The sequence below is a fragment of the Phaeobacter sp. QD34_24 genome, assembly GCF_028890115.1.
Classification (GTDB): Bacteria; Pseudomonadota; Alphaproteobacteria; order Rhodobacterales; family Rhodobacteraceae; genus Phycobacter.
This window is the reverse complement of sequence record NZ_JARCJD010000004.1, coordinates 37,264-60,448: the sequence shown is the minus strand read 5'-3', so window position 1 is coordinate 60,448 and position 23,185 is coordinate 37,264. Positions and strand designations below refer to the sequence as shown.

The window sequence follows — 23,185 nt, the reverse complement described above, 5'->3', positions numbered from 1 at the left end:
CATTAAATGAATGCCCCTGCCGATCACCGACAAGGCCGCACCCCAGGGTTGCATCTGAAAATTCGGATCCACCACTCGGATTGATACGCGCGCATGGCGCCCGAAAACCGCAGATCCCTGATGGGCCCGCTATCCGGGATTCGCTGGCAGGCTCCAGACCTGCATGGTCTGATCCAGACCGCGAATATCCTGCGCTTCGTGACAGGAGAACCCGTCCAACAGATCCAAAGCGGCATTTTCGGCCATCACCTGGCCACGCAGTTCGCCGCTCATCACGATCTGAGCCTGCAGGCTGCGCGTCATCTCTTCCAACCGCGCGGCCACGTTCACGGCGGTTCCGATCACCGCATACTCCAGCCGATTGGCGCCGATGTCGCCCAGCACCGTCTCTCCGAAGTGGATGCCGATCCCGGCGCAGATTTCCGGCTCACCCCGGCGGCGGCGATCCCGGTTCCACTTGGACAGGGAGTCCTGCATCGCCCGCGCACAGGCCAGGGTATCCGTGGCATCATGGGGTCCCGCCATCGGGGTTCCAAAGGTCGCCATCAGCCCGTCGCCCAGGTACTTGTCCAGCGTGCCCCGGTAGCGAAACACCTCGCGCTCCATGCGGCCATGGAAATCGCGCAATAGCTCGATCACCTGATGCGGATCCTGACCCGCGCTCATCCGGGTGAAACCGACGATATCGATGAACAAGACACCCACGTCCTGGCTGCGCACTTGTTTCAGGGGATCGTCGTTCTGCGACAGCTGATCCACCACATTGGGAGAGAAATAGCGTGACAGGTTCGCGCGCTCCCGTTCCAGCCCGGCGTTGTCCATCAATAGCCTGCTGAATCGGCGCGAGGACACGCCCAGCGTCACCGCCACTAGGAGGAAGACGAAGATCTCCTGAATACGCAGCGGAAAGGCGAAATTGTTGGGGTCCATGGCCGCCGGAAGCTCGGTTCCGGGTCCAAAAGCCGCCTGGGTGGCTTCGGTCAGCTCGGGGTAAGGGGTCGCATACCACCAGGCCAGCCCCAGCGCCGCCGCCCACATCGCGCTGGTCCAGACCCCGATGGCGATCACCGTGCGCCAGGAAAACGCCAATGTGCCCCCCGCCAGGATCACAAAGAAATAGAGGAAGTTGTCGAACCGGTACTGCATTGCGACCGGCAGATCCTCCGGGCTGAACGGATGCGGCGCGACGATCCCCACGGTCATCACCAGAAGATCGAGGAAGATCAGCATCAATTCGGCGCGGGAGCGGCCCACCTGCCCGAACCGCTGGATCAGCCAGCCGTTGAGACAGAGAATCAGAAGGATGGCGTGATAATAGAGCACGTCCCAGGCCGGGTTGACGGCGACCAGGAAGATCGAGATCACCGCCATCGCGATCCAGCGCGCCCGCACCGCAAGCTCCAGCCCTTCGCGCTTGTGCGCTTCCAGGGCTGCTGCCGCATATTGACTGTCTCCGATGGGGTCCGCCGCCCGATCGGTTTCGCGTTCGGGCGCCTCCTGCACGCTGCTCAGAGCCGTATCCGCCATTTCTCGTTCCTTCGTTCCCGCTCCAACAATAGGCATCGCCCCGGCCCGACGCACCCCCTATCCGCCGGTTTGAAACAAAAAGACCCCGCCTGAACGGCGGGGCAAGGTGAGGTGCCCGGCCCCGGACCGAAAGGTCGGGGCGCAGGCACCAGCGGTGTTCTTTTGGATATTGTCAGAGGATCTGTTGGCGGATCAGTTCTGCATTTCCGCACGGATCTGCTGGCGCAGAACGTCGATCGGCACCGTTTTTCCATCGCGGCGGAAGCACCAGTAGGTCCAGCCGTTACAGGAGGGCGCGTTTTCCAGATGCGCGCCAACCTGATGGATCGATCCCTTGATGTTGTCGCCGATCAGCGTGCCATCGGCCCGCACCTTGGCCTTGTGGCGCTGGTTCATGGAAAACAGTTCCTCGCCGGGGCGCAGCATGCCGCGTTCCACCAGCTGACCAAAGGGCACACGCGGTTCGGCACGCTTGCTGGCGGAAACCTGCAGCGCCTCGCGGTCGAACTTGCGCACTGCCTTGATGCGCTTGGCGGCCACCTCGCGGTAGGCCTCTTCCTGCTCGATCCCGATGAATTCTCGGCCCAGCATCTTGGCCACGGCGCCGGTGGTGCCGGTGCCGAAGAAGGGATCCAGCACCACATCGCCGGGATTGGTCGAACCGATCAGGATCCGGTGCAGCAGCGATTCCGGTTTCTGGGTCGGATGCGCCTTGTCGCCATTGTCGTCCTTGATGCGCTCATGCCCGGTGCAGATCGGCAGCACCCAGTCGCTGCGCATCTGGATGCCTTCGTTCAGCGCCTTCAGCGCCTCGTAGTTGAAGGTGTATTTGCCGCCTTCGGACTTCGACGCCCAGATCATCGTCTCATGGGCGTTGGTGTAGCGTTTGCCACGGAAGTTCGGCATCGGGTTCGACTTGCGCCAGATCACGTCGTTCAGCAGCCAGTAGCCTGCGTCCTGCATCGCCGCACCGACCCGGAAGATATTATGGTAGGAGCCGATCACCCAGATCGCACCATTGGGTTTCAGGATCCGGCGTGCCTCGCGCAGCCAGGCGCGGGTGAAATCGTCATAGGCGCGGAAGCTGTCGAATTGATCCCAGTGATCGTCGACCGCATCGACCTTGCTGTTATCGGGCCGGTGAAGCTGGCCTTTCAGCTGCAGGTTATAGGGGGGATCCGCGAAGACCAGATCGACGGAATTTGCCGGAAGCCCGGCCATGACCTCGATGCAATTGCCACCAAGAATCGCGTTTAGAGGGAGCGCCGCGGCGCCCTTCGTCATGGTTTTGTTCATTTGCTCTGCCTCAATAACCACGGCGCATTTTTGCGCTCATTTTGGTTATCCACAGGATGAGTCATCCCGGATTCGAGGTCAATTTGTTTTTTAGAACAGCGGGCTACGGTTCACTCTTGATACAATATCTTGTGGACCGGCTTGAAGGAACGCCGATGATGTGGGGTGACGCCCAATTCCACCAGCGCTTCACGGTGCTGTTTCGACGGGTAGCCTGCGTTTTTCTCCCATCCATATCCTGGAAACTGTTGCGCCAAATCCACCATGATCCGATCGCGCGCCTGTTTCGCCACGATCGAAGCCGCCGCGATCGACAGGGATTTGCCGTCGCCCTTGACCACCGCTTCGGCGGGCAGGGCCAGCCCCTTCGGGATCAGGTTGCCATCGATCAGCAGGTAATCCGGCTGCGGATCCAGGGCCGCCACAGCGCGCTCCATGGCGATATGGGAAGCCCGCAAAATGTTATGGGAATCAATCTCTTTCACCGTGGCATGGGCGATGGAGACCGTGGCGCCCTGCAGGATCGCCTGCTCCACCGCATCGCGCTTCCTGGCGCTCAGTTTTTTCGAATCGTTGAGCCCCTCGGGGATGTTCGCGGGATCCAGGATCACCGCCGCCGCCGTCACCGGCCCGGCCAGCGGACCGCGGCCCACCTCATCCACACCGGCAATGCGTATATGCCCCCGATCGCGGGCGGCAGTCTCCAAGCTGTAGTCAGGCATATCCATGCCCCTGTCAGAGCGAAACCGGCGCCGGTTTGCAAGCGCTTGCGCCGCCCCAGACAGGAAAAGAGGGGCCGAGGCCCCTCTGATATCACAGCGCGATGTTGCGCAAATATCACTTTCGCACGATGCGGTAGCCCCGGTTTTGCAGGCAGCTGGGCTTGTAGCCACTGCGGTGAACCTGCCCATTCCAGAAGGTCACCCGGCAGGCCTGCGGCAGGCTGCTCTCGAATCTGTAGTGGCGCTGAAGGCAGGTCTGCCCGACCAGGGTGTGGCTTTTGCTGTAGCGCGGGAAGTAGCGCACACATTGCGCGGGCAGGTCGTATCTTGCCACATGCGGCGGCAGCGGACGGGGATGCACCGTAGGAGGATGCGGGCGCGGGTGATGCGGGGGATGCTGCGGAGGAGGCGCCACATGCCCGTGCTGATTGTCATGGCGCGCATCGTTGATCGCCGCCCCCAGGATGCCAAGCAGGGCCATGCCCGCGATGAACTTTGCCACATCCTCGTCGGCGCGGGCGGGCGCAGCGGAAACCCCAGTCAGGGCAAGGGAGAGCGACAGGATCAGGGCAATGAACTTGCGGTGCTGGTTCCGGGGAAAAGCGATCAGGGACATATCAGGACCTTTCGATAAGGGGCAACCGTCACGGTTTGACAGGCGCCGGGGGATACGGGTGAGGACGCCGGATAAGAACTCCGGCCGATGAGATGACCCTCCCCCTGCCCCGGCCAGACAGGCAATAACGGCAGCCTGATATCGAATATCAGCCCCTGCAAATCGCTGTTGTTATTGAATATCACCGCAATCGCGCGCAGAGTTGGCGCATGAAACAGCTCCTCCTCATCCCCGTCCTGGCTCTGGCGCTTTTGTCGGGCGCTGCACAGGCCCGCGCGGCAGACTGCTACGCCGATTACAAGGCCAAGCAGGACAACCCGCTGAAACTGCACTATGGCGTCATCCAGATCTCGGGCCCCTGCAAGAAAGGCGCCGCCCGCCAGGAAATCGCCGCCCGCCTTGCGCCCACGGGCTGGACGCTCTTGAATGTGATCTCGGTCTTCGGCCCCGACGGCCTGCAACAGAGGAAGGCCAATGCGGGCACCTACTTCCTCCGTTTCTGAGATGCGCGCCGCCGGTGGGCGGGTGATCACCCTGGGCATCGGCGCCATCGTCGCCATGCTGGTCCTTGCGGGCACCTGGCTGTTGCTCACCCTGCCCGATGCCAATGCCTTCAACGCCCGGGTCGAGCGGGTCTTTGTCGAGAATGACCTGACCAGCCAGGCCGAGATCAAGCTGTTGGAGATCCTCGCCCAGTCCGGCACCGCCTTTGCCGACACGCTGGCCAGCTACCGCATGGTGATCTTCGTGCTGCTGGTCTTTGCCACCGCCATGCTGATTGCCGCCCTGGTGGTACTGACCATGCTGATGATGCTGAACCGCCGCATGGCCCAGATCGAACGGGCGGGCATACAGGTCAGCGAGCTGCTGATCAGCCGGGAAGAGAACACCGTCTACCTCAACAGCATGGGCTTCAAGCTGACCCCCGCCGCGATGGAAACCCTCTCGGCCCTGGCTGAGGCGCGCATGGATGACGATGTCCTTTCCGGTGCCGAGATCGAAGCGGTGATCTCGGGCCGTCACAGCAGCGATTGCGACGAGGCCGCGGGCGCCACACGGATCAAGCGCCTGCGCGATACCCTGGGCAACCAGATGGTCAGCGAGCTTCTGGTCAAGAACATCGCCAAACGCGGCTATGTGCTGGCCATCCGCAAGGACGTCATCCGCATGATCTGACCGTGCCGACCCGACAGATCGGCGCAGTCTCTGCACATCACCTGTGCGAGAGCGACTGTGACAATCTCTGGAAACCGGGCGGTGGCAGCTCCATATAGCGGCATACCGTCCAAAACAGGTTCCTGTCCGATGAACGTTCATGTTGCGCCACCCGCCGGAGGCTATGGCATCCTTGTCGAGCCGCTCAGCGGTCCGGTTCGTGTCTATCGAAACGGTATCCTGCTGGCCGAAAGCCAGGCCGCCAAGGTCATGTATGAAACCCGCATGCCGCCCACGGTCTATTTCCCGCGCGAAGACATCCTCGTGCCGCTGTCTGATCGGGTCGGCCGCCAGACCTTCTGCCCCTTCAAGGGCACCGCCTGCTATCACGACCTGAAGCTGAAGGAAGAGCGCATCGACAACGCCGTCTGGATCTACGAGCAGACCCTCCCCGAAGCCTCGGGGATTGCGGGCCATGTGGGCTTTGTCTGCGATCAGAACACCCATATCGATCTGGGCGACAACGCGCTGACCCCGCCCGCGCATGGCAATATCTCAGGGCCGCTGATCGACTGGCTCCTGCGCGAGGCGGCCATGCTGCCCACCCCCGAGGGATTCACCAAGGCCCTGGCCGAGAAACTGCGCGAACAGGGCGTGCATCTGACCCGCCTGTCGGTGCTCTCCTGGTCGCTGCATCCGATGATCGCGGGCAAGAACTACGTCTGGAAACAGGGCACGGACGAGATCACTGTCATGACCCCCAGCTATGACATCCTCAACTCGCCCGAGTATCAGAGCAGCCCCCTGCGCCATGTCTCCCAAGGCCTGGGGGGTGTGCGCCACCGGCTGCACCGCGATCTGCCGGATGATGCCTTCCCGATCCTTCAGGACCTGCGCGAGGCAGGCGCCACCGATTACGTCGCCATGCCGCTGCCCTTCTCCGACGGGCGCATCAACGTGATCACCGTGGCCAGCGATCACCCGGATGGCTTCACCACCGCCAATCTCGGCCTGATCTTCGAATGCTCCGCCGTGATCGCCCGCTATTACGAGGTCTTCATGCAGCGCGAGAACGCGCAATCCCTGCTGGAAACCTATGTGGGCAAACGTTCGGGTGCGCGGGTTCTGGGCGGCGAGATCCGCCGCGGCGACGGCGACGAGATCGACGCCGCCATCATGTTCTGCGACCTGCGCAACTCCACCCGCCTGGAAGAGAATCTGGGGCGGCGCGCCTATATCCAGCTGTTGAACGGCTTCTTCGAGCGTATTTCGACCATCGTGCATGACAATGGCGGCGAGGTGCTGAAATTCATCGGCGACGCGGTGCTGGCGGTCTTTCCCGCCGATCCGCAGAAAAGCTTCCGTGCCCGCAACCAGGCCTTGAAATCGGCCCGCGCCATCGTCGATGCCCTGCCGGATCTTGCAGCCGAAACCGGCCTGGAGGCGCTGCACTGCTCCACCGGTCTGGCCTATGGATCAGTCACCTATGGCAATGTCGGCTCGCAGGAACGGCTCGATTTCACCGTGATCGGCCAGGCTGCCAATGTGGCGGCACGGCTTGGGGATTATGGCAAATCGCTTGGCCATCAGATCGTGGTCAGCGCCGATGTGCTGAAGGATCCCTCCACCGCCATACCCCTGGGAGAGGTCGAGCTGCACAATGTCTCCCGCCCGGTGAATTGCTACGCCATCCCGACCGCCTGATCCGGTTCCGCGCTCTGGTGAAGGGTCAAGGGCCGCCCCGCGGCCGCGCGGTTCACCCTTGAGGCTTCGCCAGAGGGCATGACCCTCGAAAGGGTCCATTAAGGGCATATTTGCCCCTCAATGGACCTCTCAGCAGATCCTTCCCCGCTGCCCGAAGGGCAGCGCCCGGCCCAAGGCCGCACAAAAGGGGTCCGGCAACGTCGGGCCCCTGCGGGCGCGGGAGCACTCGGTCATGGCACAAATCAGGTCAGACCAGCAGCCACAGAAGAACGGTCAAGGTCACAAAGGCCAGGCTGGTGGCGGTCAGCATGGCAAGGCTTGCAACCCCCTCCAGCCCCTGTCGCTGGGCCAGTACCGTGTAGATCCCGAACATCGGCATCGCCGCCGAGAGGATCACCGCGCTGTGCAACTCGGGCTGCAGCGTCACCATTCCCGCGCCGAGCAGCAGCGCCGCAGCCCCTGCCACCAGGACGGGATGCAACAACAATTTGCTCGCCGCGACCTGTGCGGCAAGGCTGCGGTTGCCATGCATCGGCAGCCCCACCAGCGAGCCACCGATCACCACCAACGACAAGGCCCCGGCCGAGGCCGCCAGCATATCCACGAACCGCAGGAATGGCCCCGGCAGCGACAGGCCAGAAAGCGAGACCGCGATGCCCAGCGCCAGCGCGATCAGCATCGGCATCTTCGCCATGTTCCAAAGGATCCCCCGCAGCTTGGGAAGCAGCGGCTGACCCGGCGCGCTCGCTGCAAGCTCCATCAGCAACAGGCAGGTCGGGATCAGGATCAGGTTCTCGACCAAGAGGTTCAGCGCCAGGATCACCCCGGCCAGATCCGGGAAGGTCAGCAGCATGATCGGATAGCCGACAAAGCCATTGTTGGGGCAGGTCGACCCCATCACCCCCAGCGCCCGACGGCGCGGGTCCACGCCACGCAGGGTGAACAGCAGATAGGCCACCGAAATGGTGGCGATTCCGCCCAGCGCGTAGATCAGCACATAGCCGGGCTGGAACACCTCTGCCGGATTGCGCGCCGCAACGGCGGAAAAGATCAGCGCAGGCAGCGCGATATTCAGCACATAGGCACCGAACCGGCGCATGTCCTCAGGGCTGAACCAGCCCTTCCAGACGATGAGATAGCCAAGGCCCAGCGCCGCATAGATCGGGAATGTGATGGCAAGGATCGCGCCCATCGGCCCGCTCCCCCTAGCCGATCCGCCCCTGGTTCTCGCCGATCTGGCCGCGATGCAGCAGCAAATGGTCCAGGATCACGCAGGCCATCATCGCCTCGGCCACCGGCACGGCGCGAATGCCGACGCAAGGATCATGGCGGCCCTTGGTGATCACCTCCGCCGGGGTGCCGTCCTTGCGGATCGACTGGCGCGGCGTCAGGATCGAGGAGGTCGGCTTGACCGCAAAGCGCACCACCACATCCTGACCGGTGGAAATCCCGCCCAGGATGCCGCCCGCGTGGTTGCTGGAGTAGACCGGCTGGCCGTCATTGCCCATGAAGATCTCATCGGCGTTTTCCGATCCTTTCAGGCGCGCAGCATTCATGCCCTCGCCGATCTCCACGCCCTTCACGGCGTTGATCGACATCATCGCCGCCGCCAGATCGGTGTCGAGCTTGCCATAGACCGGCGCGCCGATGCCTGCGGGCACGCCGCGGGCCACGACCTCGACCACGGCGCCGACGGAATCATGCGCCTTGCGCAGGGCCTGCAGGTAGTCTTCCCAATCCTGAACCGCGTCTGCATCGGGGATCCAGAAGTCGTTCTGATCGATGGCGTCCCAATCGAACCGCTCCCGGTCGATCTCCATCTCGCCCATGGCGACCATGTAGCCCTTGATCTCAAGACCCGGCACCAGCGTCTTGATCGCCTCGCGCGCAACGCCGCCCGCAGCCACCCGCGCCGCCGTCTCCCGCGCCGAGGAGCGTCCGCCGCCGCGATAGTCGCGGTTGCCGTATTTCTGGTAGTAGGTGATATCCGCATGACCGGGGCGGAAGGTCTGGGCGATATCGCCGTAATCCTTGGACCGCTGGTCGGTATTCTCGATCATCAGCTGGATCGGCGTGCCGGTGGATTTGCCTTCGAAGACGCCCGACAGGATCTTGACCGCATCGGGTTCGTTGCGCTGGGTCATGTTCTTGTTCTGACCGGGGCGCCGCTTGTCGAGCCACTGCTGCAGCATCTCCGGTTCAATCGGCACGTTCGGCGGGCAGCCATCGACGGTGGCGCCCAGCGCGGGACCGTGGCTTTCACCCCAGGTGGTGACGCGGAAAAGATGGCCAAAGCTGTTCATCGACATGGGGGCGGTCTCCTTTGCGAAACGTGCTTAGCGGCGGGGCGGGCATGGCTCAAGTGCAATTGCAGTCGCAGCGCACGGCGCGGCAAGGTCCCGGTCACCTGTTTCGCACGCGAAACATCCCGTCCTTTCTTGTCTTCTCTGACTTCGGGACTTAGGGTGCGCCTCACCTCGGGGTGCGTCGCAAAAGACGCTGAGATCACACCCGTTGAACCTGAACCGGCTAACACCGGCGGAGGGAAGGTTATGGATAGACCCCTCAGAAGGCTCCACCCTTGCCCGTCGCCGCAAAGGAGGATGCCATGAAGTATTCTGTTTTTGCAGCGGGACTGCTGGGCGCATCGGCGGCATTTGCCGAGACGCCCGAATTGACCGTTTACACCTATGACAGCTTTGTCTCCGACTGGGGCCCCGGCCCGGCGGTTGAGGCCGCCTTTGAAGAGGTCTGCGGCTGCGACCTGAAACTGGTCGGCGCAGGCGATGGCGCGGCCCTTCTGGCGCGGGTCAAGCTGGAAGGCGCGCGCTCGGACGCGGATGTTGTGCTGGGGCTCGATACCAACCTCACCGCCGCCGCCAGGGACAGCGGGCTCTTTGCCGCGCATTCCGTCAGCGCCGACTATGACCTGCCCATCGCATGGGAGGACGACACCTTCGTTCCCTATGACTGGGGCTATTTCGCCTTTGTGCACAATGCGGATGCCGCTGCTCCCGGCGATTTCAAATCACTGGCCGCCAGCGACGCCAAGATCGTGATCCAGGACCCGCGTTCCTCTACCCCCGGCCTGGGCCTGCTGATGTGGGTGAAGGCCGCCTATGGCGACGAGGCGCCTGCAATCTGGGACGGTCTTGCCGACAATATCGTCACCGTCACCAAGGGCTGGTCCGAGGCCTATGGCATGTTCCTTGAGGGCGAGGCCGACATGGTGCTCTCCTACACCACCTCGCCTGCCTATCACCTGATCGCTGAGGAAGACGCCAGCAAAGCCGCCGCCTCCTTCGCCGAAGGGCATTACATGCAGGTCGAGGTCGCCGGAAAGCTGGCCGCAAGTGATCAGCCCGAGCTGGCCGACCAGTTCCTGCAGTTCATGGTCTCGGATGCCTTCCAGTCGATCATCCCCACCACCAACTGGATGTATCCGGCGGTGACCCCCGCAGGCGGTCTGCCCAAGGGGTTTGAAACGCTGATCACCCCGGAAAAATCGCTGCTGCTGCCCGCCGATCAGGCTGCGATGGTGCGTGATGCAGCGCTGGACGAATGGCGCGGCGCGCTCAGCCGTTAAGCCCGGCTGCGGGATATGGCGCCGCTGCCCTGGTGGCGGCGCTGATCCTTGGCACCCTGGCCGCCGTCGCCCTGCGGGCCGAGGCAGGCCAGGGCCTCAGTGCCGCTGACTGGTCGGCGGTGCGGTTCACGCTGATACAAGCGAGCCTCTCGGCCCTGTTCAGCGTTGCCTTGGCGGTACCCGTTGCCCGCGCGCTGGCGCGGCGCAGGTTCAAGGGGCGCTCGGTGCTGATCGCGCTTCTCGGCGCACCTTTCATCCTGCCGGTGATCGTTGCGATCCTTGGTCTTCTGGCGGTCTTTGGCCGTGCGGGCTGGGTCAGCGATGCGCTGGCGCTGTTCGGGCTCGAGCCGCTCTCCATATATGGTCTGCACGGCGTGGTGCTGGCGCATGTCTTCTTCAACCTGCCGCTGGCAACCCGACTGATCCTGCAAGGCTGGCAGGAGATCCCCGCCGAACGTTTCCGACTTGCCGCGCAGCTGGATGCAGGCCCGCGCGCTATGTGGCAGCTCTTGGAAGCGCCAATGCTGGCCAGGATCGTACCGGGCGCACTGGCGGTGGTCTTTGCCATTTGCCTGTCGAGTTTCGCCGTGGCGCTGACCCTGGGCGGCGGACCCCGCGCCACCACCATCGAGCTGGCGATATTCCAAGCCTTTAGCTTCGATTTCGATCTGGGGCGCGCGGCACTTCTGTCGGGCTTACAACTGGTGCTGACCGCGCTGGCGGCAACTCTGGCCCTGCGCGCGCCGGTGGGTGAGGGGTTCGGCACCGGCCTTGACCGGATCTTACGCCGCTGGGACGGGCGCAGCGCGGTCGCACGAGGGCTTGATGCCTTCTGGATTGTCTTTGCAGCTCTCTTCCTGCTGCTCCCTTTGCTGGCAGTCGTCTTGTCCGGGCTACCCGGCGTCCTGTCATTGCCCGCTTCGGTCTGGCAGGCCGCTTTGGCTTCGGTCCTTGTGGCAGGGGCGAGCACCCTGATCCTGCTGGCGCTGGCCCTGCCCATGGCTTTGGCGGCGGCGCTGGGGCGGCCTTTGCCGATGGAGATTGCCGGGCTCTTGGGGCTTGCGGCCTCTCCGCTGGTGATCGGCACCGGGTTGTTCATCCTGATCTATCCCGTGGCCAGCCCCTTTGCGCTGGCTCTGCCGGTGACGGCGCTGGTCAATGCGGTGATGGCGCTGCCTTTCGCGCTGCGCATTCTGGTGCCCGCCAGCCGTGACGTGGTTCAGCGGCACAGGAAACTGGCGCTGACGCTCGATATGCGCGGCTGGCCCTTCCTGCGCCGGGTGGTGCTGCCGCGCCTGCGGGCGCAGATCGGATTTGCCGCAGGGCTTGCCGCGGCGCTGTCGATGGGGGATCTTGGGGTCATCGCCCTGTTTGCCGACCCCGAGGTCGCCACCCTGCCCCTGCAGGTCTATCGCCTGATGGGCGCCTATCAGATGCAGGCGGCGGCGGGCGCGGCGCTGTTGCTGCTGCTGTTGTCGATGGGGGCGTTCTGGATCCTGGACCGTGGAGGCCGCTGGCATGCTGAAGCTTGATCGCACCCGTATCGAGAACGGCACCTTCACTTTGGCCGCTGATCTGGAGATCCCGCCCAGCGCCCGCGTTGCGGTGATCGGCCCCTCGGGTGCCGGGAAATCCACCTTGATCGAGGCGATTGCCGGGTTCCTCCCCCTCGTCTCTGGCCGTGTCCTGTGGCGGGGTGAGGAGCTGACAGACCATCTGCCCGGCAAGCGTCCGGTGGCGATGCTGTTTCAGGATGGCAACCTCTTTCCCCATCTGACGGCAGCGCAGAACGTGGGCCTTGGCCTCAATCCGAACCTGCGGCTCAGCGACGGTGAACATACGCTAGTGGCACAGGCACTGGAGCGCGTCGGCCTTACAGGCATGGAGTCGCGCAAACCTGCCGCCCTGTCGGGCGGACAGCAAAGCCGGGTGGCGCTGGCGCGGGTGCTGGTGCAGGGGCGGGATATCCTTTTGCTGGATGAACCCTTCGCGGCGCTGGGACCGGCCTTGAAGGCCGAGATGCTGGATCTCGTGGCCGAGCTGGCAGCCGAGAGTGGCGCGACGCTGTTGATGGTAAGCCATGACCCAAATGACGCCCGCCGCATCGCCGATCAGGTGGTGCTGGTCGCCGAGGGCACGGCTCATCCGCCCCGGCCAACGGCGGAGCTGCTGGACAACCCGCCGCCTGCCTTGAAGGCCTATCTGGGTTAGGGACGCGCCCGCGCAGGATGGCGGGCGCACACCACTTATCAGGCAGCCTTCACGGCGGAGATCGCCGCTGCCTGTTCCCGCGTCTTGGTGATCATCAGCGCAGCCTGCGCGGCCTCGCGGCCCTTCTGCACGAAGTGATCGCGGTAGATCGCCATGTGATGATCGGTTTCCTGGAAATGATGCGGCGTCAGCGAGACCGACAGCACCGGCACCCCGGTGTCCATGCCCGCACGCATCAGACCGTCCACCACGGCCTGCGCGACAAAATCATGCCGGTAGATGCCACCATCGACCACAAGGGCAGCACAGGCCACGGCGGCATATTGGCCTGTCTTTGCCAGCTCCTGCGCCATCAGCGGCATCTCAAACGCGCCGGGCACATCGAAAACATCGATCTGATCGGCCGGGATCAATTCCTGAAACCCCTCCAGCGCGCGATCGACGATATCGGCATGCCAGTTGGCCTTGATGAATGCATATCGGGTGTGTGTCATGGGTATCTCCTTTAGGTTCGACACGTCACCCAAGGCGATAACGAACGGCAGGAGACCCGCCGCATTGGCAGGCCCTGTCGTACGTTCTCTTCCATCCGGACTGTAACCGTCGGCTCTGGCTTCTCACCAGATCTGCTAGACACTTTCCTGTCTGCTCCACAGCTTGATCCGAAAACCGGTTCCCACTTTTCGGGCTGTGGACGCGCTTGCCCAAGCCACCAGAGCCGATCTTCGTTCCATTGGCTGTGGGTGCATGACCCAAAAAGCCGCTCGCGGGCTTACGGGGTTGATGCCCCGCATACCGCCGGTGGGGAATTCCGCCCCGCCCTGAGAACGGATGCAACTTGCCAAGGGCGCCCGGGTGATTCAAGTCTGTTCGCGACGTCAGGAGGCCCACATGCACCCCAATCCCATCTTTCACGATGCCGATACCGCGCAGAACTTGCAGTTCGCCCGGATGCGCGCCTTTGGCGTGCTGGCGATTTCGGCCGATGAAGCGCCCCTGCTCAGCCATGTGCCCTTCCTGCTCAGCGACGATGGCACATATGCGGATCTGCACCTGGTGCGGTCAAACCCGATTGCGCGAGCGCTGGCCACTCCGCAGCCCGCGCGCCTCGCCGTCAGCGGGCCGGATGGCTATATCTCACCCGACTGGTACGGGCTGGAGAACCAGGTGCCGACCTGGAACTATATCGCCGTCCACCTGACCGGCAGGCTGGAGCGGCGCCCCGACGATGAGCTGCGTGACCTGTTGGACCGGCAATCGGCCTTTTACGAGGCGCGACTTTTGCCGAAACCGCCCTGGACCAGCGCCAAGATGGACGCCTCGGCGCTGGACCGGTTGATGCGGATGATTGTTCCCGTGCGGCTGGAGATTACCGGCGTGGACGGCACCTGGAAGCTGAGCCAGAACAAACCGGAGGCCGCCCGTCTGGGCGCCGCGGGGTCTGTTTCCGGCGGTTTTGGCGCGGAACTGGAGGAGCTGTCCTCCCTGATGCGCGAGGCCAAGGGGCCATAGCGCCTCTTTCCTTTGTCGCAACAGCCTGTAGGCTGCGGGAAAAATCAGGGGAGAGAGATCATGAAGCTCTATTACTCGGCGGCCTCGCCTTTTGTGCGCAAGGTCATGGTGGTTCTGCACGAAACCGAGCAGCTGGATGATGTGGATATCATCGATGTGCAGACCACGGCACTGAACCCCGACGAGGGCGTGAAGACCAGCAACCCCCTGGCCAAGATCCCGGCCCTGTCGCGCGGCAACGGGCCGACGCTTTATGACAGCCGGGTGATCTGCGCCTATCTGGATCACCGCGCGGGCAGCAATCTATATGGGCGCTCCTGGGATACCAAGGTGCTGGAGGCCACGGCGGATGGCATCATGGATGCCGCCGTACTGATGACCTACGAGCGCCGCCTGCGCCCCGAGGAGATGGTTTTCGAGCCCTGGCTGGAGGCGCAGCTGGGCAAGGTTCTGGGCGCCTGCTCGGCGCTCAACGATCGCTGGATGGCGCATCTGAAGGGGCCGCTGGACATGGGGCAAATCGCCGTAGGCTGCGCGCTGGCCTATCTCGATTTCCGCCATCCCACCTCCAACTGGCGTCACGGCAACGAGGCCCTGGCCGATTGGTTCGCAGAGTTCGAATCGCGCCCCTCGATGCAGGCCAGCATGCCGCCCGCCGCCTGAGACCGCCCTTTAAGGTTTAACGGATCCCTACCGGGGAACAGTGGTTTTTGTGACAGCTTGTCGAAAGAAACTGCATGCACCGGGGTACTGCGCGTATATGACGGCTGGACGAAAGCACTTCTCCCCGCTAGATACCCGCGATGAGGCACTGCGGAATTCTAGCAGTGCATGCGCATGTTTGCCCTAAACGGGCGCTGGAATTGGAGAAAACCTCGTGTCCCACGTAGAAGATAACGAAGGAACTCGGAGAGATTTCCTCTACTACGCTACCGCTGGCGCCGGAGCTGTCACCGCAGGTGCCGCAGTCTGGCCGCTGGTCAACCAGATGAATCCCTCTGCTGACGTCAAGGCTCTGTCCTCGATCTTGGTGGATGTGAGTGGCGTGGAAGTGGGAACACAGATTTCCGTGATGTTCCTGGGCAAGCCGGTGTTCATTCGCCGCCGCACCCAGGCGGAGATCGACGAAGCCCGTGCGGTTGCACTGACGGATCTGATCGACCCCGCTTCGGAAAACCCGAACAAGCCGGGCACCGACGCGTCGGACGAGAACCGCGCCATGGACGAAGCCGGCGAATGGCTGGTGATGATGGGTGTCTGTACCCACCTCGGCTGTGTGCCGCTGGGCGATGGTGCCGGTGAATTCAACGGCTGGTTCTGCCCCTGCCACGGGTCGCACTACGACACCGCCGGCCGGATCCGCAAAGGTCCCGCGCCTGAGAACCTGCATGTGCCGGTCGCCGAATTCGTCGACGAAACCACCATCAAGCTGGGATAAGGAGACGCAACATGTCCGGTATTCCGCACGACCATTACGAACCGAAGACGGGCGCAGAAAAGTGGCTGCACAGCCGCCTGCCCATCGTCGGCCTGATCTATGACACCATCATGATCCCCACCCCCAAGAACCTGAACTGGTGGTGGATCTGGGGCATCGTCCTCGCCTTCTGCCTGGCGCTGCAAATCGTCACCGGCATCGTCCTGGTGATGCATTACACCCCCCATGTGGACCTGGCCTTTGCCAGCGTCGAGCACATCATGCGGGACGTGAACGGCGGCTTCATGCTGCGTTACCTGCACGCCAACGGCGCCTCGCTGTTCTTCGTTGCCGTCTACATCCACATCTTCCGCGGTCTGTTCTACGGCTCCTACAAGGCCCCGCGCGAGATCACCTGGATCATCGGCATGCTGATCTTCGTGCTGATGATGGGCACCGGCTTCATGGGCTACGTTCTGCCCTGGGGTCAGATGTCCTTCTGGGGCGCGACCGTGATCACCGGCCTGTTTGGCGCCATCCCCTTCATCGGGGAGCCGATCCAGACCTGGCTCTTGGGCGGACCCGCCGTGGACAACGCCACGCTGAACCGCTTCTTCTCGCTGCACTACCTCCTGCCCTTCGTGATCGCCGCCCTGGTGATCGTCCACATCTGGGCGTTCCACACCACCGGCAACAACAACCCCACCGGTGTTGATGTCCGCAAAGGGTCCAAGGAAGAAGCCGCGAAAGACACCCTGCCCTTCTGGCCCTACTTCGTGATCAAGGATTTCCTGGGTCTGGCCGTGGTGCTGGTGATCTTCTGGGCCATCGTCGGCTTCATGCCGAACTACCTGGGTCACCCCGATAACTACATCGAAGCCAACCCGCTGGTGACACCTGCGCACATCGTGCCCGAATGGTACTTCCTGCCCTTCTACGCGATCCTGCGTGCCTTCACCTCCGAAGTCTGGGTGGTTCAGATCGCCTCCTTCGTGACCGGCGGCATCATCGACGCCAAGTTCTTCGGCGTGCTGGCCATGTTCGGTGCCATCGCGGTGATGGCCCTGGCGCCCTGGCTGGACACCAGCCGCGTGCGCTCCGGTCGCTACCGTCCGATGTTCAAATGGTGGTTCTACCTGCTGGTCATCGACTTCTTCGCCCTGATGTGGCTGGGTGCGATGCCCGCGGAAGAGCCCTATGCCTCCTTCTCGCTGATCGCCTCCGCCTACTGGTTCGGTTACTTCCTGGTGATCCTGCCGCTCCTGGGTGTGATCGAGAAGCCGGATGCGATGCCGGAAACCATCGAAGAGGATTTCGACGCCCACTATGGCAAGAAATCCGGTGAAGCCACTCCTGCCGAGTAAGCTAGAAGGACTGCTACCTATGTTGAAGAAACTCGCAACCGGTGCCGCCTTCGCTCTGGCGCTCGTCCCTGCCGCAGGTTTTGCGGCAGGTGGGTCCGGCCACGTGGAGGACTTCCAGTTCTCCTTCGAAGGTCCCTTCGGGAAGTACGACCAGAACCAGCTGCAGCGCGGCCTTCAGATCTACACCGAGGTCTGCGCGGCCTGTCACGGCCTGAAGTTCGTGCCGATCCGCACCCTCTCCGATGAAGGCGGCCCCGGCCTGCCCGAGGAACAGGTGCGCGCCTATGCGGCCGAAAACTTCACCGTCTACGACCCGGAACTGGACGAAGACCGCCCGGCCAAGCCGGTCGATCACTTCCCGGAGAACACCGCCGCAGGTGCCCCCGACCTCAGCCTGATGGCCAAGGCGCGTGCCGGTTTCCATGGTCCCTACGGCTCGGGCATGAACCAGCTGTTCAAGGGCATGGGCGGTGCGGAATACATCGCCTCCCTGCTGGACGGCTACACCGGCAAGGAAAAGGAAGAAGCAGGCACCATCTTCTACGAGAACACCGCCTTCCCCGGTGGCTGGATCTCGATGGCGCCGCCGCTGTCCGACGAGCAGGTGGAATTCGCTGACGGCCATGCCAATGACGTGCACCACATGTCGCAGGACGTCGCGGCCTTCCTGATGTGGACCGCCGAGCCCAAGATGATGGCCCGCCAGCAGGCCGGTTTCGTCGGTGTGCTGATCCTGACCCTGCTGTCGGTTCTGCTGTACCTGACCAACAAGCGCCTCTGGGCACCGCACAAGGGCAAGAAGACCTCCTAAACCGGGTCGGACCTTGATGCAGAAACAGCAACCCCCGCCAGTGGCGGGGGTTTTTCTTATGAGCCCTCACTGAGCGCACTCCAGAACGGCTAGGCGTCAGTACAGGATATTGACCACGCTATCACCAAAGCTCAGGGTGCCGTCGCTGTAGGACACGATGCTATTGTCGATCAGGGCATCAAGATCGCTGATACCCAGCAGCGTGATACTGTCATCAGCCCCAAAGGTGAGGACGATCCCGTCATCGGTGATCTGCGTAACCGACGCCAGATCCTGCGTATCGACCCCCATGTTCGGATGCAGCCAAAGCGTATCGACCCCCAGCTCGAAGTCGGTGATCGTGTCATGACCGGTACCCTGCCGGAAGAAGAAGGTGTCCGCCTCTGCGCCGCCGGTGAGCATTCCATCGCCGCCATCACCTGCCCAAAGAGTGTCATTTCCACGCCCACCGTAAAGGCGGTGATCGCCGCCTTCATCGCCGCCTATGGAGATCAAAATATCATCCCCACCGCCGCCACGCAGCGTGTCGTTTCCATAGTTGGAGTAAAGCGTGTCGGTGCCTGCGCCGCCGTTCAACCTGTCATTGCCACCTTCGCCGCAAAGGTAGTCATTACCCCGCTCGCCGAAGAGCCGATCATTTCCATCGCCCCCCCTCAGGTGGTCATTGCCAGCTCCACCAAAGACGGTGTTCTGGCCGTCGTTGGCAGAGACATAGTCATCACCGCGCCCCATCTTGAAGATGTTCTTCCCGAGCAGGGTCTCGGAGTCCGCTAAGTATAAATGGTCCTTTCCGGCGCCGCCATGGATGGTCACCACATCCGTATTCGCAGCCCCGTATTCTGCTTCATCATAGCTGAGAATAGCGTCGATCAATGAGTAGCTGCGAGAAAGGACGCCTGCAAACTGATCCACGGGAATTTCGAGACCGGACACGCTGAATGACTGTACGCCCCACCAATCAATATCTTCGGACGTACTCTGCAGCGAAAACTCGGTAACGACAGGGCCTGTCCCGGCAATGGTCTCAATCGTGACGGAGGGCTGATAATCGCCCGGCTCACGACCACTTTGAAGCCTAAACTCTCCGGAATTTGGGTGGAATGAATATCGCCAACTGTCCCAACTAATGTGGTTCGGATCCCGACCGCTGAAATGAATTTCTACCATTTTTCCCTCAAACATTCTGTTTGCAGTGCACCGAGGGAATGTGCCGCAGATTGGATAACAACCAGTGAATGTATTCCCTTCGAAGTGATACGATGAGGAGATTTACACGCGCATCGTATCCATCGTCGGCTATCAAACGGGGGAGGGAAACACTGGCTCGTTTGCAGCTATCAACTGAGTGCCGCGAACGCCCGTGATGGCAGCGGTGACGATCTGCCCCTCCTCCTGCGGCGTCTCGAATGTCACCTCGGTAAACTGCTCGGTCCGGCCCATGTGGGGATTTTCCATCAGGATGCGGTGGGTCTTCCCAACCTGTTCGGCCAGATGTTTCTGTACCTGTGCATCGCCTGCCGCACGCAAACGCGCGGCGCGCTCCTTGATCACCTTGCCATTCACCTGTTTCGGGATCTTCGCCGCAGGCGTGCCTTCGCGTTTCGAGTAGGGGAAGACGTGCAGCCAGGTGAGATCGCAATCATTGACCAGCTTCAGCGAATTCTCGAAATGGGCCTCGGTTTCGGTCGGGAACCCCGCGATGATATCGGCGCCAAAGGTCATATCGGGGCGCAAGCGGCGCGCCTCTTCGGCAAAGCGGATGGCATCGTCACGCAGGTGACGCCGCGCCATGCGTTTGAGGATCATGTCGTCGCCATGCTGCAGGCTGAGGTGCAGATGCGGCATCAGGCGCGACTCGGTGGCGATGGCCTGCATCAGGTTCTCGTCCACCTCGATCGAATCGATCGATGAGATGCGTAGGCGCGGCAGGTCCGGCACCAGCTTCAGGATCCGCATCACCAGATCGCCCAGTTTCGGCTGTGCGGGCAGGTCGGCGCCCCAGGAGGTCAGGTCAACGCCGGTCAGCACCACCTCGTTATAGCCCCGGTCCACCAGCCGCTTGATCTGGTCTACAACGACGCCAGCAGGCACCGAGCGCGAATTTCCCCGGCCATAGGGGATGATGCAGAAGGTGCAGCGGTGATCGCAGCCGTTCTGCACCTGCACATAGGCGCGGCTGCGGGTGCCGAAGCCATCGATCAAGTGGCCTGCGGTTTCGGTCACCGACATGATATCGTCGACCTGCACCTTTTCCGTCTGACCGATGAAGTCCGGCCCCTTGGCAATTTCGGCCCAGGTCTCGGGCTGCATCTTCTCGGTATTGCCGATGACGCGCGTGACCTCTTCCATGGCGGCAAAGGTTTCGGGCTCGGTCTGGGCGGCGCAGCCGGTGACGATGATCGGCGCCTCCGGGTTTTCGCGGCGCAAGCGGCGAATCTCTTGCCGCGCTTTGCGCACAGCCTCGGCCGTTACCGCGCAGGTGTTCACCACCAGCGCGTCCTCCAGCCCGGCGGCACGGGACAGCTCTTTCATCGCCTCTGTCTCATAGGCGTTCAGGCGACAGCCCAATGTGGTGAATTTGGGCGCTGTCATCCCAGCGACTCCAGAAATTCGGCAGTGAAGGTGCCGCTGAACACATGCATGGTCGGACCGGTCATCCAGACGCCATCCTCGCGCCAGTCGATCCACAGGGTGCCCCCATCCAGATCAATGCGCACCCGGCGCCCTGTGAGGCCCCTGCGCGCCGCTGCGACGGCCGTGGCGCAAGAGGAGGACCCAGACGCCAGCGTTACCCCCACACCGCGCTCCCACACCCGCATGCGGATGTGATCGGGGCCAACGATATGGGCGACCTGCACATTGGTGCGTTCGGGGTAAAGCGGGTGATGTTCATAGCGCGGGCCGAAGTCCTCCAGCGGGATCAGATCCGCATCCTCGACAAAGAAGGTGCAATGCGGGTTCCCCATGCCAGTGGCGGTGGGGCCGCCTTCGATGGGCAGCTCCAGCGTGTCCATTTCCTCGGCCAGGGGGATCTCCCGCCAGTCCAGCTGCGGGGCACCCATGTTGACCGAGGTCAGCCCCTCGCCCGCGTCCCGCGCATAAAGATCGCCGCGATCGGTGGTCAGATGCAGCGCGTCCTTGCCGCTCTCCTCCATCAGGTGACGGGCGATACAGCGCGTGGCATTGCCGCAGGCCGCCGAGGTGGAGCCATCGGCATTGTAGAAGGTCAGATGCGCATCCCCGGCGCCGTTTGAGATCACGGCGAGCTGATCGAAACCCACGCCGAATTGGCGATGAGCGATTCCCTTCGCCAGCGCGGGCGTGATCGCGATATCCTGTGCACGCGCATCCACAACGACAAAGTCGTTGCCCAGCCCGTGCATCTTCATGAAAGGGAATCCGATATGATCTGATGTGCTCATGGCGGGCATATAGACCTCGCATCGAAATGAATCCAGCCTTGCGCGGATAAACTTGAAAAAAGGGGTTGACCCCCCGCCGCTCTCCCCCTAGATACGCCGCCTATCGGGACAGCATGGATGACCAAGCCAAGCCGGACCGAAGCGAATTAAGCGCTTGATCCTTCTGGATGAATTCGCTTAGACCGCAGAACAGAAGTGGGCCGTTAGCTCAGTTGGTAGAGCAACTGACTTTTAATCAGTGGGTCGCAGGTTCGAATCCTGCACGGCTCACCACTTTCTGAAATGAAATCAAAACACTGAAAACAGACCACACGCGATGCTGCCGCTTGCGGTGGGGCTTGGTCCGTTCTTTTGAGATGGGAATCATCTTCTCTGGCACGGCTTTCGACAGACCGTGTTATCCAATTCGACACGTCGGGAATGTCCCCTGCCTGCGCTTTTCCGGCATCCAGTGTGTCCCGGCGCTTCAAGCAGGGCGTCCGTGTTGGCCGGCCACTGCAAGCACGGATTCCTTCATGGACCCGTCACCTTGTGGAAGCCCCTGCCCTGTTTTCTTCACGCCAAGGCTGGGTTAGCAAGGCTTCTCCACCCTGCCGGGACAGACCGCCCCGGGTTTGCCGATGCGTCGAAAGGTCCAGCCATGAAAGCCGTCCTGTTTGAGAAATTCCAAGAGGCCCCGAAGCTGGTCACCGTTGATGATCCGACTCCCGACAGGGATGGGGTTGTCATCAAGGTCGAGGCCACCGGCGTGTGCCGCTCGGATTGGCACGGCTGGATGGGGCATGACAGCGATGTCGAGTTGCCGCATGTGCCGGGCCACGAATTGGCCGGCGTGATCCAAGCGGTGGGGCGCGACGTCAAGAACTGGAAGCCCGGTGACCGGGTGACGGTCCCCTTCATTTCCGGCTGTGGTTCCTGCCCGGAGTGTCATTCGGGCAATCAGCAGGTCTGCCACAATCAGGAACAGCCCGGCTTTACCCATTGGGGATCCTTCGCGGAATATGTCGCGATCCACAAGGCGGATCTGAATGTTGTGCCCTTGCCCGAAAGCATGGATTTCGCCACCGCCGCCAGCCTTGGCTGCCGCTTTGCGACCTCGTTTCGCGCGGTCGTGGATCAGGGACAGGCCGCAGCCGGTCAATGGGTTGCCGTGCATGGTTGCGGAGGCGTGGGCCTGTCCGCGGTGATGATTGCCAACGCGTTGGGCTGCAACGTCATCGCGGTCGATCTGGACGACACGAAGCTGCAGCTGGCCCGGGATCTTGGTGCTGTCGCGGCGATCAACGGCAAGACTGTCGCCAGCGTTCCGGAGGCCATAATGGAGATCACCCGTGGTGGTGCGCATGTGTCGCTTGATGCCCTGGGGCACCCGGTGACGATGCACAATTCGATCATGTGCCTGAAACGACGCGGCAAGCACATTCAAGTCGGCCTGCTGCTGGGCGATCACGCGGCCCCTGCCGTTCCGATGCCAAAAGTCGTTGGCCAGGAGATCGAAATCATCGGCTCTCATGGCATGCAAGCCCACCGGTATGACGCCATGCTGGATATGATCGCCCATGGCAAACTGGATCCCGGACGTCTGGTGGGCAACAGGATCAGCCTTGAAGAGGCGCCCGCAGCCCTGATGGACATGGACAAGTTCCAATCCGTCGGCGCAACCGTCATCACCAAGTTCTAGCCTCGGAACCACCGGCACCCCGGTGCTGGGTACTGGTTCCAAGTTCCGGGCCCAGCCCCTTGCAAATCGGCCAGAGGCGGGATACCCCGTCTCGGCTCAACGTGGCTCTCAAGCTTTTCGCCAGACATCAAAGCCTTCTTGTGCACGAAAGGATCCCTCCT

Annotated in this window: 22 protein-coding genes, 1 tRNA gene and 2 riboswitches; of the genes, 13 read left to right on the top strand and 10 right to left on the bottom strand. The window is 62.6% G+C overall.

Annotated elements, in window-relative coordinates; all coding sequences use genetic code 11:
• Positions 1–129 precede the first annotated feature (129 nt).
• The 4 genes from PXK07_RS04190 to PXK07_RS04175 form a co-directional block, all read right to left on the bottom strand.
• The gene (locus PXK07_RS04190) at positions 130–1,527 is read right to left on the bottom strand and encodes an adenylate/guanylate cyclase domain-containing protein (RefSeq protein WP_274846940.1); all 1,398 of its coding nucleotides are present in this window, start codon (positions 1,525–1,527) and stop codon (positions 130–132) included.
• Between the two features lie 192 nt (positions 1,528–1,719).
• Positions 1,720–2,823 (bottom strand): site-specific DNA-methyltransferase, encoded by a 1,104-nt coding sequence (locus PXK07_RS04185; protein WP_274846939.1) that lies wholly within the window; start codon positions 2,821–2,823, stop codon positions 1,720–1,722.
• Between the two features lie 110 nt (positions 2,824–2,933).
• On the bottom strand, positions 2,934–3,551 hold the full coding sequence (locus tag PXK07_RS04180) for a ribonuclease HII (protein WP_274846938.1): 618 nt from the start codon (positions 3,549–3,551) through the stop codon (positions 2,934–2,936).
• Between the two features lie 109 nt (positions 3,552–3,660).
• The gene (locus PXK07_RS04175) at positions 3,661–4,161 is read right to left on the bottom strand and encodes a hypothetical protein (protein WP_274846937.1); all 501 of its coding nucleotides are present in this window, start codon (positions 4,159–4,161) and stop codon (positions 3,661–3,663) included.
• Between the two features lie 209 nt (positions 4,162–4,370).
• Here PXK07_RS04175 and PXK07_RS04170 point away from each other — a divergent pair, with 209 nt between their 5' ends.
• The 3 genes from PXK07_RS04170 to PXK07_RS04160 all read left to right on the top strand — a co-directional run bounded on the left by PXK07_RS04170 (position 4,371) and on the right by PXK07_RS04160 (position 7,020).
• A complete protein-coding gene (locus tag PXK07_RS04170; protein WP_274846936.1) occupies positions 4,371–4,664 on the top strand; it encodes a hypothetical protein in 294 nt (97 codons plus the stop codon).
• Positions 4,636–5,337, top strand: coding sequence for a winged helix-turn-helix domain-containing protein (locus tag PXK07_RS04165; protein ID WP_274846935.1), 702 nt, complete (start codon positions 4,636–4,638; stop codon positions 5,335–5,337). The genes PXK07_RS04170 and PXK07_RS04165 overlap by 29 nt, the downstream gene beginning before the upstream one ends.
• A gap of 129 nt (positions 5,338–5,466) precedes the next feature.
• A complete protein-coding gene (locus PXK07_RS04160) occupies positions 5,467–7,020 on the top strand; it encodes a DUF427 domain-containing protein (RefSeq protein ID WP_274846934.1) in 1,554 nt (517 codons plus the stop codon).
• 247 nt (positions 7,021–7,267) lie between these two features.
• Here the strand turns inward: PXK07_RS04160 and PXK07_RS04155 are convergent, their stop codons facing one another.
• Complete coding sequence (locus tag PXK07_RS04155) at positions 7,268–8,212, bottom strand: AEC family transporter (protein ID WP_274846933.1); 945 nt, start codon at positions 8,210–8,212, stop codon at positions 7,268–7,270.
• Positions 8,213–8,225: 13 nt separating this feature from the next.
• Positions 8,226–9,329 carry a chorismate synthase gene (gene aroC, locus PXK07_RS04150; RefSeq protein WP_274846932.1) on the bottom strand — a complete coding sequence of 368 codons (1,104 nt, stop codon included), beginning with the start codon at positions 9,327–9,329 and terminating at the stop codon, positions 8,226–8,228.
• A 159-nt stretch (positions 9,330–9,488) separates the two neighbouring features.
• Positions 9,489–9,584, top strand: a riboswitch (TPP riboswitch).
• A 44-nt stretch (positions 9,585–9,628) separates the two neighbouring features.
• Here aroC and thiB point away from each other — a divergent pair.
• Genes thiB through PXK07_RS04135 form a run of 3 tightly spaced genes read left to right on the top strand, consistent with a single transcriptional unit; the run spans position 9,629 to position 12,817 of the window.
• On the top strand, positions 9,629–10,606 hold the full coding sequence (gene thiB, locus PXK07_RS04145) for a thiamine ABC transporter substrate binding subunit (protein ID WP_274846931.1): 978 nt from the start codon (positions 9,629–9,631) through the stop codon (positions 10,604–10,606).
• Entirely contained in the window at positions 10,582–12,138 is a 1,557-nt protein-coding gene (locus PXK07_RS04140; protein ID WP_274846930.1) for a thiamine/thiamine pyrophosphate ABC transporter permease ThiP, read from the top strand. The genes thiB and PXK07_RS04140 overlap by 25 nt, the downstream gene beginning before the upstream one ends.
• Complete coding sequence (locus PXK07_RS04135) at positions 12,125–12,817, top strand: thiamine ABC transporter ATP-binding protein (protein ID WP_274846929.1); 693 nt, start codon at positions 12,125–12,127, stop codon at positions 12,815–12,817. Before PXK07_RS04140 ends, PXK07_RS04135 begins: the two co-directional genes overlap by 14 nt.
• Positions 12,818–12,855: 38 nt before the next feature.
• On the opposite strand, the gene PXK07_RS04130 is transcribed toward PXK07_RS04135, so the two are convergent.
• Positions 12,856–13,311, bottom strand: a complete 456-nt coding sequence (locus tag PXK07_RS04130) for a 6,7-dimethyl-8-ribityllumazine synthase (RefSeq protein ID WP_274846928.1) — start codon at positions 13,309–13,311, stop codon at positions 12,856–12,858.
• 79 nt (positions 13,312–13,390) lie between these two features.
• A riboswitch (FMN riboswitch) is annotated at positions 13,391–13,650 on the bottom strand.
• Positions 13,651–13,708: 58 nt separating this feature from the next.
• On the opposite strand from PXK07_RS04130, the gene PXK07_RS04125 reads away from it, so the two are divergent.
• The 5 genes from PXK07_RS04125 to PXK07_RS04105 all read left to right on the top strand — a co-directional run bounded on the left by PXK07_RS04125 (position 13,709) and on the right by PXK07_RS04105 (position 17,921).
• Positions 13,709–14,329: an FMN-binding negative transcriptional regulator gene (locus PXK07_RS04125; RefSeq protein ID WP_274846927.1), complete on the top strand. Its 621-nt coding sequence runs from the start codon at positions 13,709–13,711 to the stop codon at positions 14,327–14,329.
• 60 nt (positions 14,330–14,389) lie between these two features.
• The gene (locus tag PXK07_RS04120; protein WP_274846926.1) at positions 14,390–14,992 is read left to right on the top strand and encodes a glutathione S-transferase; all 603 of its coding nucleotides are present in this window, start codon (positions 14,390–14,392) and stop codon (positions 14,990–14,992) included.
• A 214-nt stretch (positions 14,993–15,206) separates the two neighbouring features.
• Positions 15,207–15,767 carry a ubiquinol-cytochrome c reductase iron-sulfur subunit gene (gene petA, locus PXK07_RS04115; RefSeq protein WP_274846925.1) on the top strand — a complete coding sequence of 187 codons (561 nt, stop codon included), beginning with the start codon at positions 15,207–15,209 and terminating at the stop codon, positions 15,765–15,767.
• A gap of 11 nt (positions 15,768–15,778) precedes the next feature.
• On the top strand, positions 15,779–17,110 hold the full coding sequence (gene petB / locus PXK07_RS04110) for a cytochrome b (protein ID WP_274846924.1): 1,332 nt from the start codon (positions 15,779–15,781) through the stop codon (positions 17,108–17,110).
• Between the two features lie 19 nt (positions 17,111–17,129).
• Entirely contained in the window at positions 17,130–17,921 is a 792-nt protein-coding gene (locus tag PXK07_RS04105) for a cytochrome c1 (RefSeq protein ID WP_274846923.1), read from the top strand.
• Positions 17,922–18,017: 96 nt separating this feature from the next.
• Here PXK07_RS04105 and PXK07_RS04100 read toward each other — a convergent pair whose 3' ends face one another.
• From PXK07_RS04100 to dapF, 3 genes are all read right to left on the bottom strand, one after another.
• Positions 18,018–19,088: a calcium-binding protein gene (locus tag PXK07_RS04100; protein WP_274846922.1), complete on the bottom strand. Its 1,071-nt coding sequence runs from the start codon at positions 19,086–19,088 to the stop codon at positions 18,018–18,020.
• A gap of 132 nt (positions 19,089–19,220) precedes the next feature.
• Positions 19,221–20,513, bottom strand: a complete 1,293-nt coding sequence (gene mtaB, locus PXK07_RS04095; protein WP_274846921.1) for a tRNA (N(6)-L-threonylcarbamoyladenosine(37)-C(2))-methylthiotransferase MtaB — start codon at positions 20,511–20,513, stop codon at positions 19,221–19,223.
• Positions 20,510–21,352, bottom strand: coding sequence for a diaminopimelate epimerase (gene dapF / locus PXK07_RS04090; RefSeq protein WP_274846920.1), 843 nt, complete (start codon positions 21,350–21,352; stop codon positions 20,510–20,512). The genes mtaB and dapF overlap by 4 nt, the downstream gene beginning before the upstream one ends.
• 188 nt (positions 21,353–21,540) lie before the next feature.
• On the opposite strand from dapF, the gene PXK07_RS04085 reads away from it, so the two are divergent.
• A tRNA-Lys gene (locus PXK07_RS04085) sits at positions 21,541–21,616 on the top strand.
• A gap of 367 nt (positions 21,617–21,983) precedes the next feature.
• Complete coding sequence (locus PXK07_RS04080) at positions 21,984–23,024, top strand: zinc-dependent alcohol dehydrogenase family protein (RefSeq protein WP_274846919.1); 1,041 nt, start codon at positions 21,984–21,986, stop codon at positions 23,022–23,024.
• Positions 23,025–23,185 lie beyond the last annotated feature (161 nt).